15 protein-coding genes and 1 pseudogene are annotated in these 16903 nt (G+C 57.0%); 3 read left to right on the top strand and 13 right to left on the bottom strand.

Going from position 1 to position 16903, the window contains the following annotated elements:
* The 8 genes from ACWFTY_RS07430 to dapA form a co-directional block, all read right to left on the bottom strand.
* Complete coding sequence (locus tag ACWFTY_RS07430; RefSeq protein ID WP_447526632.1) at positions 1-486, bottom strand: hypothetical protein; 486 nt, start codon at positions 484-486, stop codon at positions 1-3.
* Positions 479-1105, bottom strand: a complete 627-nt coding sequence (locus tag ACWFTY_RS07425) for a glutathione S-transferase family protein (RefSeq protein ID WP_447526631.1) — start codon at positions 1103-1105, stop codon at positions 479-481. The genes ACWFTY_RS07430 and ACWFTY_RS07425 overlap by 8 nt, the downstream gene beginning before the upstream one ends.
* Before the next feature lie 154 nt (positions 1106-1259).
* Complete coding sequence (locus tag ACWFTY_RS07420) at positions 1260-1916, bottom strand: hypothetical protein (protein ID WP_447526630.1); 657 nt, start codon at positions 1914-1916, stop codon at positions 1260-1262.
* 330 nt (positions 1917-2246) lie between these two features.
* A complete protein-coding gene (recA, locus tag ACWFTY_RS07415; RefSeq protein ID WP_447526629.1) occupies positions 2247-3332 on the bottom strand; it encodes a recombinase RecA in 1086 nt (361 codons plus the stop codon).
* Between the two features lie 147 nt (positions 3333-3479).
* Positions 3480-5921, bottom strand: a complete 2442-nt coding sequence (locus ACWFTY_RS07410) for a response regulator (RefSeq protein ID WP_447526628.1) — start codon at positions 5919-5921, stop codon at positions 3480-3482.
* The gene (locus ACWFTY_RS07405) at positions 5911-6525 is read right to left on the bottom strand and encodes a DUF2062 domain-containing protein (protein ID WP_447526627.1); all 615 of its coding nucleotides are present in this window, start codon (positions 6523-6525) and stop codon (positions 5911-5913) included. Before ACWFTY_RS07405 ends, ACWFTY_RS07410 begins: the two co-directional genes overlap by 11 nt.
* The gene (smpB, locus tag ACWFTY_RS07400) at positions 6518-7000 is read right to left on the bottom strand and encodes an SsrA-binding protein SmpB (RefSeq protein ID WP_447526626.1); all 483 of its coding nucleotides are present in this window, start codon (positions 6998-7000) and stop codon (positions 6518-6520) included. The genes ACWFTY_RS07405 and smpB overlap by 8 nt, the downstream gene beginning before the upstream one ends.
* Positions 7000-7875 (bottom strand): 4-hydroxy-tetrahydrodipicolinate synthase, encoded by an 876-nt coding sequence (gene dapA, locus ACWFTY_RS07395; protein ID WP_447526625.1) that lies wholly within the window; start codon positions 7873-7875, stop codon positions 7000-7002. The genes smpB and dapA overlap by 1 nt, the downstream gene beginning before the upstream one ends.
* A gap of 114 nt (positions 7876-7989) precedes the next feature.
* On the opposite strand from dapA, the gene ACWFTY_RS07390 reads away from it, so the two are divergent.
* Positions 7990-9981, top strand: coding sequence for a lytic transglycosylase domain-containing protein (locus ACWFTY_RS07390; protein ID WP_447526624.1), 1992 nt, complete (start codon positions 7990-7992; stop codon positions 9979-9981).
* Between the two features lie 20 nt (positions 9982-10001).
* A pseudogene (locus ACWFTY_RS07385) lies at positions 10002-10112 on the top strand (DUF6471 domain-containing protein); the annotation flags it as partial.
* A 7-nt stretch (positions 10113-10119) separates the two neighbouring features.
* Here ACWFTY_RS07385 and ACWFTY_RS07380 read toward each other — a convergent pair.
* Positions 10120-10938, bottom strand: a complete 819-nt coding sequence (locus tag ACWFTY_RS07380; RefSeq protein ID WP_447526944.1) for a hypothetical protein — start codon at positions 10936-10938, stop codon at positions 10120-10122.
* A gap of 441 nt (positions 10939-11379) precedes the next feature.
* Here ACWFTY_RS07380 and ACWFTY_RS07375 point away from each other — a divergent pair, with 441 nt between their 5' ends.
* Entirely contained in the window at positions 11380-11985 is a 606-nt protein-coding gene (locus ACWFTY_RS07375) for a hypothetical protein (RefSeq protein WP_447526623.1), read from the top strand.
* Between the two features lie 44 nt (positions 11986-12029).
* Here ACWFTY_RS07375 and ACWFTY_RS07370 read toward each other — a convergent pair whose 3' ends face one another.
* The 4 genes from ACWFTY_RS07370 to aspS form a co-directional block, all read right to left on the bottom strand.
* Entirely contained in the window at positions 12030-12815 is a 786-nt protein-coding gene (locus ACWFTY_RS07370; protein WP_447526622.1) for a polyphosphate kinase 2 family protein, read from the bottom strand.
* A gap of 161 nt (positions 12816-12976) precedes the next feature.
* Complete coding sequence (locus ACWFTY_RS07365; RefSeq protein WP_447526621.1) at positions 12977-13918, bottom strand: hypothetical protein; 942 nt, start codon at positions 13916-13918, stop codon at positions 12977-12979.
* Positions 13919-13974: 56 nt separating this feature from the next.
* Positions 13975-14829: an alpha/beta fold hydrolase gene (locus tag ACWFTY_RS07360; RefSeq protein WP_447526620.1), complete on the bottom strand. Its 855-nt coding sequence runs from the start codon at positions 14827-14829 to the stop codon at positions 13975-13977.
* A gap of 85 nt (positions 14830-14914) precedes the next feature.
* Complete coding sequence (gene aspS, locus ACWFTY_RS07355; RefSeq protein WP_447526619.1) at positions 14915-16699, bottom strand: aspartate--tRNA ligase; 1785 nt, start codon at positions 16697-16699, stop codon at positions 14915-14917.
* Positions 16700-16903 lie beyond the last annotated feature (204 nt).

Below are 16903 nucleotides of genomic sequence, written 5' to 3'. Positions count from 1 at the left end.
CTAATCCCGCCAGCAGGTCACGCGCGCGGCGTCCTCCTTCTCGGCGGATTGGCTGACGCCAATAGCAGCATAGCCTTCCAGACCTTCAATGTCCCGCGCCTGACCGAAGACGGGGAGATTCCATCCTCGCCCATTCCACACCGCGCGAACGTCTTCCGGCTTATCCTCGAAGATCAGTGAATAATTGGCAGGCCCCCGCTCGATGCCGAAATAGAGATGAACCCCGGCGAGTTTCAGCCCGTGCCAGTCGGCGGGTTCATCAAGCGCCAGTTGATGCTCGATATTTCCCGACACGGCTTGCAAGACGGATAGATCGATATCCTGACCAGCCATCATATCGACAATCTTCTGAAACGCGGCGTTGGGGCTGCAATCCGGCTCAAAATCAATCTCTTCTACCTGGAATATATCGCCGGAAGCCGCGAGCGGTCCCGAAGCGGACACAGCAACAGCGGAGAGTCCCAGAAGCAAAAGACCATCAAGCATAGGCGTAGGGGCCGCCTTTTTCGAGGGCAGTCTGATATTGCGGACGGGCGTGGATCCGCTCGAGAAATGCCATCAGATTGGGATAGCGCTCGTCCAGTCCGGCGCGGGACTGGCAGGCTTCGAGCGGGAAGCTCATCATGATATCGGCAGCCGTCAGTTCATCGCCGGCAAAATAGTTGCGGTCGGCCAGTTCGGTTTCCAGCCAGACCAGCAGGTCGGTGGTCATTTTGGCAACCGGCTTGCGCGCGGGCAAGCCGAGCAGGCCAAGACGGCCAACGACGAGCAGGCCATAGAGCGGCGGCATCATCGAACCCTCGGCAAAATGGAGATATTGATTATAGAGGCGCGCGCTCTTGGCGTCTTTCGGAGCACCCAGCTTGCCGCCAGCCTTCTTGACCAGATATTCGGCAATCACCGCGGTCTCGATAATCACTTCGCCGTCATCCTCGATCATCGGCGATTTGCCGAGCGGATGGATGGCTTTCAGGCTGTCCGGGGCTTTCTGGGTTTTGGGGTTCCGCTCGTAGCGCTTGATCTCGTAGGGCAGGCCAAGCTCCTCGAGCAGCCAGATGATCCGTTGCGAACGGCTGTTTTCGAGATGATGGAGGATGATGGTCATGGTGTTCCTTATCAGTGATTGATGTGCCTGGCCTTCGCTGACATCAGGAAGGTCATGATCCAAAAGAAACGAACCACCCAAAGGTCCCATACCTCGGGTGGTTCCATTTCAATCGATCAAAGACGGTAAAGCCGATAATCGATATCGAGCTATGCTACTCCGGTTGCGAGCCGTCCGGTTCGTTTTCGGATTCCTCGGCAACAGCTTCTGAAGGCTGTTCATTTTCTTGGGAATCGACAGTCTCTTCAGAATTGGCTTTTGCTTGTAAAAGGGCGGCTTCTTCCTCAGTTACAATCATTACAGGTTTGTCGGTCGATGTCATCAGGCCTCTTTTCATCAAAGACTTTTCAACATCATCACGAACCTTGTAATTATGCTCCGCGACGGTTGAGACGACTTCACCTTCTTTGCCGAGCAACACTGCTTCGTCTGTCGAACCGTCAGCCACGAGCCGGACATGCAGCGGGCGAGGATACAGGCTGTTTGACGCGCCATTGCTGGCATCAACGACACCGCCGATCAGACCACCCATCAAGATATTGCCAGCAGCGGCTCCTCCGGTGCGGCTTTGCACATATACATATTCAGATTTATAGCCATCGAGCACAAAATCTGCTCGATAATCATCCTTCCGCTTCAAGCTGAGCTCGCAGGGAGCGGTACAGCCAATGCCGCCGGTAAATTCGACGGTTGCACCGGATGGCTCCGAAGCAACCTGAATATCCTGACTAGTGCCATTGATAACCGTTGCACAGCCGCCAAGCCCCATTGGCAGCACTATCAGTGCCGCCATTGCTTTTATAGTTTTCATGTATTCCCCCACAAATGTCAGAATTGACGAGTAACTATTTCAATCAAAATTGATGTTGGCAAGTGACAATTTTGGATCAGCAAATATTGGAAGCCTTTTAGCCTCTAATTGGGTTTTATTTTCAGACACAAAAATGGGCCGTCCTTGATGTCGGGGGACAGAAGGACGGCCCTATGCCAGGGATCGCCTCGGGGGAGAGTGATCCGGCAAAACTCGTAATATTTCTATATCGTCGTGGCAGCGCCTGCCGGGTCACCAGAGGCGATGTTCAGATGAGAGCGGCGATCGTCGAGGCGGTGACAGTGGTCACCGCCTCGACGACAAAATCACCTATTTTTCATCATCATCATCGGCTTTGCCGATCGGACCCGTCATCATTTCCTCGGCTACGGCTTCCTGTTTGCCGCGAATCTGGTTTTCCAGCTTGGCCATCATCTCCGGATTCTCGAGAAGGAAGCGCTTGGAATTTTCACGGCCCTGCCCGATGCGAACCGAGTCATATGAGAACCAGGCACCCGATTTTTCGACGACGCCGGCTTTCACGCCGAGGTCGATAATCTCGCCAACCTTGGAAATGCCCTGGCCGTACATGATGTCAAACTCGACCTGCTTGAACGGCGGCGCGACCTTGTTCTTGACCACTTTGACACGTGTCGAGTTGCCGACAATATCGTCGCGTTCCTTGATCTGGCCGGTCCGTCTGATGTCGAGCCGTACAGATGCATAGAATTTCAGCGCATTACCGCCCGAGGTGGTTTCCGGATTGCCGTACATCACACCGATTTTCATGCGGATCTGGTTGATGAAAATCACCATGCACTTGGAACGGCTGATCGATCCGGTCAGCTTGCGCAGCGCCTGACTCATCAGACGCGCCTGCAGACCAACATGGGTATCACCCATTTCGCCTTCGATTTCAGCGCGCGGCACCAAAGCGGCAACCGAATCGACAACCAAGATATCAATCGCATTGGAACGCACCAATGTATCGACAATTTCCAGTGCCTGCTCGCCGGTATCGGGCTGGGAAATGATCAGCTCGTCGGTATTGACGCCCAATGCCTTGGCATAGACCGGATCGAGAGCATGTTCCGCGTCGACAAAGGCAGCGGTGCCACCGTTTTTCTGCGCTTCGGCGATGACGTGCAAGGCGAGCGTGGTCTTGCCGGAGCTTTCCGGTCCGTAGACTTCGATCACGCGGCCTTTTGGTAATCCCCCGATTCCCAACGCGATATCCAGTCCCAGGCTACCGGTCGAGATAGCTTCAATTTCCAATGCCTTGCGCTGGCCCAGCTTCATTGCCGAGCCCTTGCCGAAGGCGCGATCGATTTGCGCCAATGCGGCGTCGAGCGCCTTTTGTCTGTCTGATGAGTTCAACTGATTATCCGATTCTACGACTTTTAAATTGCCGGCCATTTGCCTGTCCCCTTCGCTAAATGCTTAACCATCATCAATCAATGATTGTGATGATGTACCGCATTTGTTCTTATAGAACAAGGGGGGAACATAATTTTTTTGAGGCGAGGCTAATTTGTTGAAAATTAATTGAAATATCGCCGCTTTCTAGCCTTTCTTGGCATGTTCGGCCAAAGTCTCTCCGACCGCTTCCGCTATTTGTGCCACCGAAAAAGGTTTGGGCAGAAAATTCACCTTGTCGAGATCGATCGACTTGCGCAGTTGCTCCTCGGCATAGCCGGACATGAAAAGGATCGGCAGGTCCGGATAATTTTTCCGGACATGTCTCGCCATGGTCGGGCCGTCCATATTGGGCATCACCACGTCGGAAACGATCAGGTCGAACTGCTGCTCCTTGTCGGCCTGCACCGCGAGCAGTCCCAGCGCTTCCTCGCCCTCGCTGGCCGTCACAACCGTATAGCCCTGACGGGTCAGAGCCCGCTCCGCCACGGCGCGCACCATATCCTCGTCCTCGACCAGCAATATGTGGCCGCTGCCCCACAATTCCTTCTTGGCCGTCGCCTTGACCGGCAGCGAATTCAACGTCGCCCGATCGAGATCTTCCTTGGTCGGATGGTGAACCGGGAAATAGATCGAGAAGGTCGTGCCCTCGCCCGGTTTGGAATCGGCAAAAATATAGCCGCCGGATTGTTTGATGATCCCGTAAACCGTGGACAAGCCTAGCCCTGTCCCCTTGCCGACCGCCTTGGTCGTGAAAAACGGCTCGAAGATCTTGCCGATGACATGCGGCGGAATACCGTTCCCGCTATCGGAGAAGATCAACGCCGTATAGTCGCCCACCGGCAGAATATCGCTTTTCAGCGCGCGCACGTCGGATGCCACCACGGCCTGGGTCGAGATCGAAATCTTGCCGCCTTTGGGCATGGCGTCGCGGGCGTTGACACCCAGATTGATGATCACTTGTTCCAGCTGCCCGGGATCCGCGCGAACCAACCCCAGATTGCGGCCATGGCGCACTTCCAGCTCGATGGTCTCGTCGAGCAGGCGCTTGAGCAGGTTAGAGACATCGGCGACCACGTCCGGCAATTGCAACACTTGCGGCCGGAGTGTCTGCTGCCGCGAGAAAGCGAGCAATTGCCGGGTCAGGCCGGCCGCGCGGTTGCTGTTATTCTTGACCTGCTGGATATCGTCATAATCGCTGTCACCCGGCGCATGGCGCAACAGCATCAGGTCGCAATGGCCGATGATGGCGGTAAGAATATTGTTGAAATCATGAGCAACGCCACCGGCCAGCTGACCAACGGCCTGCATCTTCGTGGCCTGCGCCACCTGGCTTTTCAATTTCGACTCTTCGCTATTGTCGCGGATCGACAGCAGCACCGCCGCTTCGCCCAGTCCGCGAACGCCGGCAATGCCCAGCGCGACGGGCTCCTCGCCGCCATTGCGCAGCCGTACCGCCAGATCGCCCGCCAGTGGCGGACCGCTCGCATAGCGACGCACGGCATCGGAAACCGCCGATTTGTCGTCGCGGATCATCAGGTCGCCGGGATAGAGTGGCTGCTCCTTTTCCCCAATGCCGGCGGTTTTGGCAAAAGCCTCGTTGAGGAACAGGAACCGTCCGTCGCGATCCGTCAGGGCCAGACCCAGCGGCAGCAGCGACAGCATCGATTCCACCTGTTCCAGAGCCTTGCCGCGCTCGACCATTCCGCCATCATCGTCGATCAGCAGGATCAGCGCCGGACCCTTTTCCTTTTCCCGGTCGAGCGGCACATGGAAAAGACGCACCGGCGTACCATGCTGTCCTTCGCGTTCGAAAAAGATCGTGCCCTTGTCATCCGAACGCAGGAAATTGATGAAGTTACGACCGGCAATATTGGCATCGACCCGGCCGGTCGCGCGCAAGGCAAAGGCCTGATTGGATGCGCGTATGCGGCCTTCGCCGCCGATAACGCTGGCCAATATGCCGACTTCCGAAAAGGCCCGGCCGCCACCGCCGCTAACCAGACTGACCATCTCGTCCAGCAGGTCCGCCTGGATTTGCGGTATCATCTGCCAAAGCAGATATTCATCACCCTGCCCCGCGCGAACAACTTTCGCGCTATATTCGGCGACTCCACGCTTCAGGCCCTCGGCATAGCCACGACCATCGCGCCAGGCGGTGCGGCCGGCCGTCGCCAGCAATTCATTGCCGCCCGCCTGCAACGGCAGTTCGGGAGGTACGGCCGCACCATTGAACCACTTGGTAAAAAGCTCGTTGGCACAGACCAGCCGGCCGGCCCGGTCGGTAATCGCCAGACCGATAGCTGACTGATCGGCGACCATGCGGGTCACCGCCCAGTCTTCGGGATCGGCTTGGTCCTGATCGGCAGCAATATTCTGCGGGCGCAGGAAAAACGCGACTCCGGCCAGGCTGAGCACCAGAGCCAGAAAGGCGATGAGCAGGGTAACATTCTGCACTTTCCAGTAGAGCAGTCCCGCCGAAGCCAGCACCGCCACGACCAGAACCAGAGCGCGTGTCCGCACATCGCTTTGCGCCTTGCGCGTACTGGGGTTCAGCAATCCGGTCTTGTTCTGCGCCTTACTGGCCATCGTCGGTCCTGTTGGCGCGAATCTTGTTCAACCGCCCTTTCCGTTTCCGGCCAATCCACCAGCGCCATCCGAACGAACTGACCAGATAGCCGACCGCCGCGAAAACTATCGCAAAAATCAGAAATCCGAACGCGGTCACGCCCGCTTCGCGTCCCAGCCAGCTCAGCCACTGGCCGAATTCGCTCTGGATATGGGTGTTGATCGGCTGGCTTGATGTCATCGCATCGATTTGCAGGGCAAATTTTCCGGTCTGGTTGGCCGCGGCGATCCAGAACGGATAGGTCAAGGGGTTGGTAATGAATGTCGTGATCGCCGCAATCGGTACATTAGCGCGCACCGGGAGCGCCAGAAAAACCGCCGCGAATATCTGGCCGACCGGGACCAGAAAGGCAGCCAGCATGCCCAGGGCAACACCGCGCGGCACCGAGCGACGGGTAAATCGCCACAGTTCCGAATGCAGAAAGCGATGGGCTATCGGCTTGAGATATTTGTTCCGTTCCATCCCGGCGCGGGTCGGCATCCTTTTCTGCAACCAATGAACCGTGAACATGATCCACCGCGCGGCAAAATCCTTGTCTTGGATATTGGGCTTGGGGTCAGCCATGTTCGCGCATCAGCCGGCCCTGCTGCCTTTTCCAGTCGCGATCTTTTTCGGTCTGCCGTTTATCCGGCGCTTTCTTGCCCTTGGCCAGAGCCAGTTCCAGCTTCGCGCGTCCCTTGCTGTTGAAATAGATCGACAGCGGCACGATCGTCATGCCCTTGCGCATCACCGCGCCGTGCAGCTTGTTTATCTCGCGACGGCTGAGCAGCAATTTGCGCGGTCGCGTCGGGGTATGATTGTGCCGGTTACCGTGGCTCCACTCCTGGATATTGGCATTGATCAGCCAGACCTCGTCATCCTTCACCTCGGCATAGCTTTCGGCAATGGTGCCCGACCCGGAGCGCAGTGATTTCACTTCGGTCCCGGTCAGCATGATACCGGCTTCGAACTTGTCATCCAGAAAATAGTCATAACGCGCGCGCCGGTTTTCGGCGACGACCTTCTGCTTGTCAAATTCTTCTGGCCGCGGTTTTGCCATCAGACCAGCCCAGCCCCTTCCAGAGCAGCATCCACAGCCTTGCGACTGGCTTCGGACGGCGGTGTCATCGGCAAGCGCAAGTCGGTCGAGAAATCTTCGAGAACCCGCGACATGGCATATTTGATCGGCCCGGGAGACGCATCCGAGAACAAGGACTTGTGCAATGGATAGAGCACATCATTGAGTTCGCGTGCCTTGGCATAGTCGCCGGCGGCACAGGCGGCCTGAAACTCGGCACATAATTTGGGCGCGACATTGGCGGTCACCGAAATACAGCCGATACCGCCTGCTGCGTTAAACGCCAGCGACAGTTCGTCGACACCCGAAAGCATCACAAAATCATCGGCACAATTGAGACGATGTTCAGTAACCCGGTCGAGATCGCCACTGGCATCCTTGATCGCCACGACATTGGGCAGCTTCGACAAGGCCGCAACCGTGTCGGGCATGATGTCCGTCACCGTCCGGGCCGGGACATTGTAGAGAACCAGCGGCAAATCCACATTTTCCGTCAACGTGGTAAAATGGGCGGTGATGCCCTCCTGATTGGGCCGGTTATAATAAGGGGCAACGACCAGACCGGCGGTGGCTCCGCATTTCTTCGAGAAATTGAGGTGCAGCAAGGCGTTGGTCGTATCATTGGAACCGCAACCGGCGATAACCGGCACCCGGCCAGCCGCCTGCTCGATGCATATTTCGATAACCCGGTGATGCTCCGCATTGGACAATGTGGAAGCTTCTCCGGTTGTCCCGCAGGGCACGAGGGCGCTGCTGCCCTGGTCGATCTGCCAGTCCACCAGAGCGCGAAACTGGTCTTCGGCAAACGATCCGTCGCGAAAGGGAGTCGCCAGAGCCGGTATTGAGCCCGAGAACATCTAATAATCCTTTATGTTTGCCTTGGACATTGGCAAAGCCGCCACCAAGTCATTTTCAATATTAACGGTGATATAGTTCGCCGTTCAGCACCTGATAAGGAGCCTAACCGTAAAATGTCCAGCATGGTATCAAGATTTGTTATAGCGGCACTGCTTTTAAGCCCTGCCACCTGCATCGCAGCCGAGAATATCGGCGAACAAACCGGCTGGCAAAATGAAAGCGCCGGCCTGTCCGATCCGACCGGCGGCAATGCGGTACTGGGCCTGCAACGCTGGCGCGTGCTGACGCAATCCGACAATTATTCTTTCGAGGATTATGCCGGCTTTCTGGTCACCTTCCCGGGCTGGCCGGAAGACACGAGAATGCAGCGCAATGCCGAGCAGGCGATCAATATCAACAGCTTCTCGCCCGCTCGCGTGCTTGCCTATTTCGGTCGATTCGAACCGACCACCAACGCTGGCGCGGCAAAATTTGCGGTCGCCCTGCAGGCCACCGGGCAGCAGGACCTGGCCAATCAATGGGCCAGAACGGCCTGGCGTGGCGGCACGCTGACCGACGAAGATGAAGCGGCGCTGATCTCGCGGTTCAGCTCTGCGTTCAGCATCGACGATCATGACGCGCGCATGGATGCGCTATTATGGGCCAGAGCGACGCGCGATGCCGCGCGGCAACTTGGCTTCACCTCGCCGACACGGCGGCCGGTATTCGAAGCGCGACTGTCTCAGCTAACCGAAGCATCCGACGCCAATGCACAGGCCAGCGCTGTCGGTGCCATCGCCCGCGATGACGCTGGCTATCTGGCCGATCGCGCCCGCTATTTGCGCAACCAGGGACAAAGCGCGGCGGCGCGGCAATTGCTCGCCACCCGTCCGGAGCTGCGCGTCAAACCGGCAGCTCCCGATACCTGGTTCGAGGCAATGCTGATCAATGCCGAGGCCGCCGCCAATGACCGGCAATGGTCGACCGCCTATAATATCGCCTCGAAAATCGAGGATGCCTATGCCGTTCCGACCCGGATCGCCGACCAGAATTCGCGCGTACGGGACAAATATTCCGATCTCGCGTGGATTGCCGGCACGTCCGCGCTGAACGGCTTGCGCCAACCGGCCAAAGCTGTGCCGATGTTCGATCTTTATGCGCAATCCTATGACTCGCCCAATATCACGTCCAAGGGCTATTACTGGGCCGGCCGCGCCGCAGCCGAAGCGGGCCAGACCAAACAGGCCAATGCCTATTTCGAAAAAGCAGCTGCCTTTCCCGACTATTTCTACGGCCAGTTGTCGCTGGAACGGCTGGGTCGCCCGCTGCCGGAATTCAACCGCAAGCCGACGATCGAAATAACCGAGGAAGACCGTAAAGCCTATGACAGCGAACCGCTTGTCATCGCGGCCAAGGCGTCAATCCGCACCGGTCCGTGGAAAGAGCAGATCCGCTTTCACAGGGCGCTCGCCTATAATGCCAAGACAGCCAAGGACTATCTGCTGCTCAGCGATCTCGCGACCCGCATCGGCGCCCGCGATCTCGGCGTGATCAAGGGCATCAGCGCGCTGGGCGCTGGCGTCGGCGCGATTGATGAAACCTCCTTCCCGACCATGAATGTTCCCTTTGGCCATGAAAGCAGCTGGACGCTGATCCACGCGATCACCCGACAGGAAAGCCAGTTTGCCGAAGGCGCGATCAGCCATGCCGGTGCGCGCGGCCTGATGCAACTGATGCCGGGAACCGCCCGGGAGCAGTCGGGCAAGGCCAACCTGTCCTATAATCTGTCGTCGCTGACTGGTGACCCGCAATATAATATCCAGCTCGGCAGCGGCTATATCCAGCGGATGATGGACTATTATGGTGGCAGCTACCCGCTCGCCGTCGCCGCCTATAATGCCGGTCCGGGCAATGTGAACAAATGGCTCCGTGCCAACGGCGACCCTCGCATGGGCGGCATCGACTGGGTGCAGTGGATCGAGGATATCCCGATTTCCGAAACCCGCAATTATGTCAAACGCGTGCTGGAGAATGCCGTGGTCTATGACACGAAAAACCCGCGCGGTCCGACGATCCGCAGCGACACGCCGCTGACCCGCTATATCGGGAAGAATTACAAGGGTTGAGCGCTCGGCGTTCGCATTCGATGAAGGTAGAACGGGCAAAGCAAGGCATGCCCTACGCTGATCTCGTCGGGACGTTGGCAGACGTGGGAGTCTTTCACTCTGAGCCGAATATAAGGAATAAGATCAGCCGGGGAAAGTCTACGGCTGTTTTCCTTCTGCAATGTCTCGAAGCCGTTGGGGCAAAGAACTTGAACTGGGAGCGAAGTCCCCCAAATTTTTGGCTGTTTGTTGCAGCATCGCTTTCAGTATTCCAAGAAACTGATTGGCACCTCTGGTATTTGCCTGTGCTTCATGCCACCGCGCTCTAGTTTGGTCATCGGGGAAAAAGCTACCGCGTTCGTGCGCCTTCCAACTGTCTTCAGGGGGAACTTTTATTGGATAGGGTCTTTGAAGAATATGCACCACATCATGCCCAAGCATTTGTGACATGATGTTACGAATATGATCGAGCCGATCCCTGATCTCCGTTTCTCGCTTGTCAACCACATCGTATACCTCTCGGAGCCTGCCTCCTTCGCCGATGCCGTCCAAGTCTGGTGTAATCAAAATCCACTCATCAAATGTTTGCATTTCGTCAAACCGCGTCCAGTCAATTTCTTTCAAAATCCGATCTGCAATATAAGCATCTCGCAGTTCTACCAACTGTTCATCGCTCGCAATTTTTTGAAATTCGCCGCTCCTTGCCTCTTTTTTGAGAATAAACTCAGCAACCTTGATGAGTCTGGCCGAGCCTATCCAATTAAGAACAAATGCAGCTACCATGATAGCCAAGCCAAGGCAGCTCGCCCAAAGTGGGGGGCCGGAAAGCCAAGCCCAAATAGCATCTATAGAATTTATCACAGCGATGACAATCTGCGGCGTGTCATCCCGGAAAGTAGCCATTCCGCCAAAGCTGAGGATTGATCCGCCGATAGTAACCAAAAGAACCAGCGGCAAAATGATAATTTTATATCGCATTGGTTATTGTCTGCCACTTGTTAGCCGCACTGTGGAGTCTTTTCATTTAGATACTTAATCACGCTCTACATTCCTTAGTAGAGCAGCATGGGCAGAACAGCTTGGTGGAATTGCTACATAATGCCGGATCTCAAAACACCCTATGATTCTGCGATAAAGCGCGCAGCCAGCCTCCGCGCCAGCGGCTCCGTTGCCATGATCACATTAACCGACTCACCGCATGCTGCCTATATCACCAGCCAGGATTGTCTGGCCAAGCCACTAGCCCGCTTTGCCAGAAACCCGAGAGCAGTCAGCTCACAAACCTGTGCCCCGAAAAATGTCGCAATTACTTTTCCCTGAAACTAGCGCATCATAAGCCCAAGAAATCTTCCTGCGGCTGTAACGAATCAACTCGTCCGCTTGAATAGCCCTCAAACCATCAGGAATTCTGGAGAATTTATGCCACAGACAACCCGCCGTGTAGCGATACTGGTATCGATAATGCTTCTGCTCACCGTAGCGACACAAGTGCTCTATATCATGACTCTGAAGGGAGTCGGGATTGTTGACGGCTGGCCGTTGCGGTCGACCATCTGGACCACAGAACTTCTCCTGTTTACCGGCATCGCGATCGCGTCGCTCGTCGGCCTGGTCCGGTCTCCGGCGATGCAATGGGGCTGGGCCGCTCTGGTCGCGGCAGGGCTGATAAATATCGTCCAGTCGGGCATCGGACTATCGATGTTTCTGCCCGCAGCCAAAGCCGGTCCCGAGTTCGCGCCGCTTATGGGCACCTTGCTCGCCGGATCATTTCTATTCTACAATCTTTCAAAGGCGATAATCGGACTGGCTGCTCTGCTCTTCGGACTGTCGCTATTCCGCAACGACAAGACAAAAGTCCGGGTAATCGGCCTGATCAGCATGATCGCCGGCGTGATTGCAATTGTCCTGAATATTGCTGCTGTGCGCCTCGGACTTGGGTCCGTGCCTTTTTCCGGTGCGAGCGGAGCAATTGCAACCTTGCTTGCCGGTTGCACAATCTGGTTGTCCGCTCGCTCGGCGGAATGACACTGGCTCGAACTTTTCCGGACTGAGAATTAGCGCTTCAACTGCTAATCCTTGACCACATAGCCAAAGGCGTCATGCGCCAGTTTCACCAGTTCCGGGTCGGCATCCGGAAAATCCTTGGGCAGCGCGGCTTCCAGCGTATCGGCGACATGGGTCATTGCGGCGATGCGCGCGGACTTCTTGTCGTTACCGGCGATCACTTTCCATGGTGCCCAGCGGGTGTCGGTATATTTGAACATGTCGTGCATCGCTTCGAGATAGGCATCGCGCTTTTCCCGGTTGCGAAAATCCTCGGCGGTAATCTTCCAGCGCTTGTACGGCGTGTCGAGCCTCTTGGTCAGACGCTCGTCCTGCTCTTCCTGCGTCGTGTGAAAGAATAATTTTACCAGATTGGTGCCGCCGTCGATCTGCTGCGCTTCAAATTCGTTGATCTCGTCATAGCCGCGCTTCCAGTCGGAAGGCTCGCAAAAACCCTCGACCCGTTCGACCAATACGCGGCCATACCAGCTGCGGTCGAACACGCCGATTTCTCGGCTGCCCGGCAATTTCTGCCAGAAGCGCCAGAGGAAATGCCGGTCTTTTTCTTCCCTGGTCGGGGCGCCGATCGGCCAGACGTCATAATAGCGCGGGTCCCATTCGCCGGTCATCCGGCGGATCGCGCCGCCCTTGCCCGCAGCGTCCCAGCCCTCGAACACCAATATCGAGCGGCTGCCGTGGATGATATGCTTGAAATGGATATGCGCCAGCCGGTCCTGCAGCGCTTCCAGCGCCTCACTATAATCACCATCAAATTTGTCATCGGATTCATAGTCGGACAGGTCTATGGTCATTCTCACTCCGTTCGCGCTGAACCTCTCAACCCGGAGGGCGAGGCACATCAATGGCATCTATCGCATATCGCGAGCCTTTGACAAGCTCAGCCCGAGCAGGTCAATCTATATCAGATGCGTCCGGACGGCCAGCCGCTTAACCACGGTCATCAACCGTGATTTCAGGAGCTTCCGGACCGACGCAATGCCCACTCGTCCAATGCGCGCCGGTGATCGCTCACGCGCCGCAGGGATTCCGTCACTTCAAGCTTGCCGCTCGAAAACCGGTCCGCTTCTTCATAGAGCGCCAGCGCAGCATCAAGATCGCCGCGCTGTTCCGCGCAAAGTCCGCGATTGAACGTCAGAGAGATATGAACCTGTCCGTTTCCAGCAGCCTCGTCCCACATCCGGCAAGCTTCAGTGGCGTCGCTCTTGGTCATCTTGATCGCTGCCTTGAAAAAATTTCCTTCGACTTTGCTCATGCCCTTGCGGCTTTCCAATATCCGGATGTCCTGACGATATTCTTTCGGGGCGAGATCATCGCGAACCGCGCTTGCGGTCCCGGATATCATGCTCCGGATCACCGACTCGCTGCTGACAAAATCCTCGTCATCGCCGAAGCATATCGTCTGCTCATTCTTGTCCGGAAAGCTTTCGGTATAAAGGCTGCGCCCATCGCTATATCGCGTCGCCCGGACCTGCGCCCGATAATCGATAATCCGGGTCTGGCACGGCACTTTGATATTTTTATGAGTGACACATTTGTCCTTGTCATCCCGCTCGACACAGCGCCGCCGCTTCGCGGTCGTGTCAAACTGCTCGACGCCGGCGGTGACATTGCCGGAAAGCGTCGCATCTGACTGCACCGCCGACCGACCGCCGATCACAGCAAAATAGGGCTGGCCAAAGATGGTGATGGCGGAAAGCCGGTCTTCCAGTTCAAACGCCAGTGCCCGACCGTCGCGGCCGCCAAAACGCTCGATGGACAGGGATTGAATTTCGGCAAATTCCGGGGAGTTGGCCGGCGTCATCCCCTCGATGGTCAGAACCTCTGCCTGCGCGGCAGCAGAAAGGCCTGTGACGGCCATCGCAGCCGTGATTGCAGCGGTCAATAATCTGTTCATGCCCATCCCCCGAAATTTGGTCGTTCACGAATATCGATACAAATATGAACAGAATATTAGCCGCTGATGATCAGTTCCGCAATCCGTTTCGGGTCCTGCATCGGCATGAAATGGGTCAGATCGGGCAGATAGACATCGGTCCCATGGGCAAAATCGTCAGCCAGTCCAGGTGGTGTCGGCGAGCCGGCAAAATCAAACGCGCCTTCCCGCTGGATCTGCGGCGCCCGCAAGACAGTGACTGGCTGCTTGATCGTGTCAATCAGCGGCCAGGGATCAACAGTGGCGCTGGTCGCGTAGACCGACGCCTCGGTCTGCGGCGGACAGGCCAGCCTATAGTCGCCCTGCCCGTCCGGCAGCAGTCCATAATCGCAATAATCCTTTAGCACCGCCGGGTCCCACAGCTTGTACGGATGCCGGTCCCTGAACCGCTCGAACATGGCATCCGGCCCGGTCCAGCTGTTGCGGCGCTTGGCAACCATCTCGTAGGTCGCGCTAAAATCAGACGGATTTTGATAGGCCTGCCGTTCCATGATCACCGGGTCGATCAAAACGAGCCGCTCCAGCAGATCAGGGTGGCTGGCCGCGACCTGCACCAGACAATGGCCGCCCATGCTGTGCCCTGCTCCGACCGCGAAGCAGATGCCGAGCGATTGCACCAGTTCAGCGGTTGCGCCGGCGACATCGGTCCAGTCGGTGATAATCGGCGCGGCGCTTCGTCCGTGGCCGAGCTGATCGACCGCAATCACATGGGTGCCGTCCGGAAAGGCTGCGACGACCTGATCCCAGCACCGCGCATGAAAGCCGGTTGCGTGGAGCAACAGAATCGACGGGCCGTCGCCCGCCTTGCCCCATTCGAAATAGCAGATATCGCCATGGGATGACGCGAAATGATGTGTTTCGGAATTTGTCATATGTTTGTTCCGTTAGCCCTGAGCCCGTCGAAGGGCGATTATCGATAAGCGTGGTTCGACAGGCTCACCACTAACGGATTTGAGCCTAGCCTTCCTTCGGCGGCTCGACCACCCGGATATGCAATTCGCGCAGCTGTTTCGCGGCAACCGGACTCGGCGCGCTCATCATCAGGTCTTCGGCCTTCTGGTTCATCGGGAACAGCACGACTTCGCGGATATTCGGTTCGTTCGCCAGCATCATCACGATCCGGTCGACGCCCGGAGCCGAACCACCATGCGGTGGCGCGCCATATTTCAGCGCGTTGATCATGCCGGAAAATTCCGTGTCGACCTGTTCCTTGGTGTAACCGGCAATCTCGAACGCCTTGTACATGATGTCAGGCCGGTGGTTCCGGATCGCGCCGGAGGACAGTTCGATACCGTTGCAGACAATATCATATTGCCACGCGAGAATATCGAGCGGGTCCTTGCTTTCCAGCGCTTCCAGCTCACCCTGCGGCATCGAGAATGGGTTGTGCGAGAAATCCATTTTCTTCAGCTCGTCATCATATTCGAACATCGGATAGTCGACGATCCAGCAGAATTTGAACGCATTTTCGTCGATCAGGCCCAGCTGCTCGGCAGTACGGGTCCGCGCCAGACCGGCCAGTTTGGCCGCATCGGCTTCCTTGCCGGCGGCGAAGAACACACCGTCATCCGGACCACAACCAAGATCGGCGAGCAGCTTCGCCGTGCCTTCTTCGCCATGGTTCTTGGCAATCGGCCCGCCGGCCGCGCCTTCCTTCATGTTGATATAGCCGAGCCCGGCAAAGCCTTCGCTGCGCGCCCAGTCATTCATGGCATCAAAGAACTTGCGGCTATTCTTGCCGGCTTCGGGCGCGACAAAGGCGCGCACGGTGCCGCCGGTCGAGGTGATCTTGTCGAACAGACCGAAACCGGAGCCCTTGAAATGCTCGCTGACGTCCTGAATGATGATCGGGTTGCGCAGATCCGGCTTGTCATTGCCATATTTCAGCATCGATTCCTTGTAGGGAATGCGCGGAAATTCGCCAGCCGGGGTGACCGAGCGGCCATCGGCAAATTCCTCGAACACGCCGGCCAGAACCGGCTCCAGCGTCTGGAACACATCTTCCTGCGTGACAAAGCTCATCTCGAAATCGAGCTGGTAAAATTCGCCCGGCGAACGATCGGCGCGGGCGTCTTCGTCGCGGAAGCAAGGCGCGATTTGGAAATAGCGGTCGAAACCGGCAACCATCAGCATCTGCTTGAACATCTGCGGAGCCTGCGGCAGCGCATAGAATTTACCGGGATGGACACGGCTCGGCACAAGATAGTCGCGCGCGCCTTCCGGTGACGACGCCGTCAAAATTGGCGTCTGGAATTCGGTAAAGCCCTGTTCGGTCATCCGGTTGCGCAGACTTGCGATCACCTTGGAACGCAGCATCATATTCGCGTGAACCGACTCGCGCCGCAGATCGAGGAAACGATAGCGCAGGCGGATATCCTCGGGATATTCCTGTTCGCCGAACACCGGCATCGGCAATTCGTCAGCCGGGCCCTGCATGCTCACCGTATCGGCGACCAGCTCAACATCGCCGGTTGGTAGGTTCTTGTTCACCGTTTCATCATCGCGGGCAACAACCTTGCCGGTCACCGTTACAACCGACTCAACCCGTGCGCCGTCTAGCGTCTTGAAAGCCTCGCTGCCGGTTTCGCTGACAATCTGGGTCAGACCGAAATGGTCGCGCAGATCGACAAACAGCAGATTGCCGTGATCGCGCTTGCGATGAATCCAGCCGGACAGACGAACTTCCTCGCCGACGTTCGAAGAGCGGAGCGCGGAACAATTATGGGTGCGATATGCGTGCATGATGGACCTTTGGAATTGGGTGCTTTCCCAGATGGAAAGATTGCACGCGTAACACAGGTCTGCGGGCCATTTGTCAAGGCTTGAGATTGCCGGAACGGGCTGTGCGCCGCGCTAGATGCGGCGTTTTGGGAGAGACAAGGCTATGGTCGCCGCAAGTACCGCATCATGTGGAAGAATTTAGCGGCGCATCTCATCGTTGCCACA

Source organism: Parasphingorhabdus sp. NYA22 (genome assembly GCF_976973735.1).
This window is presented reverse-complemented; position numbering and strand designations above follow the sequence as displayed.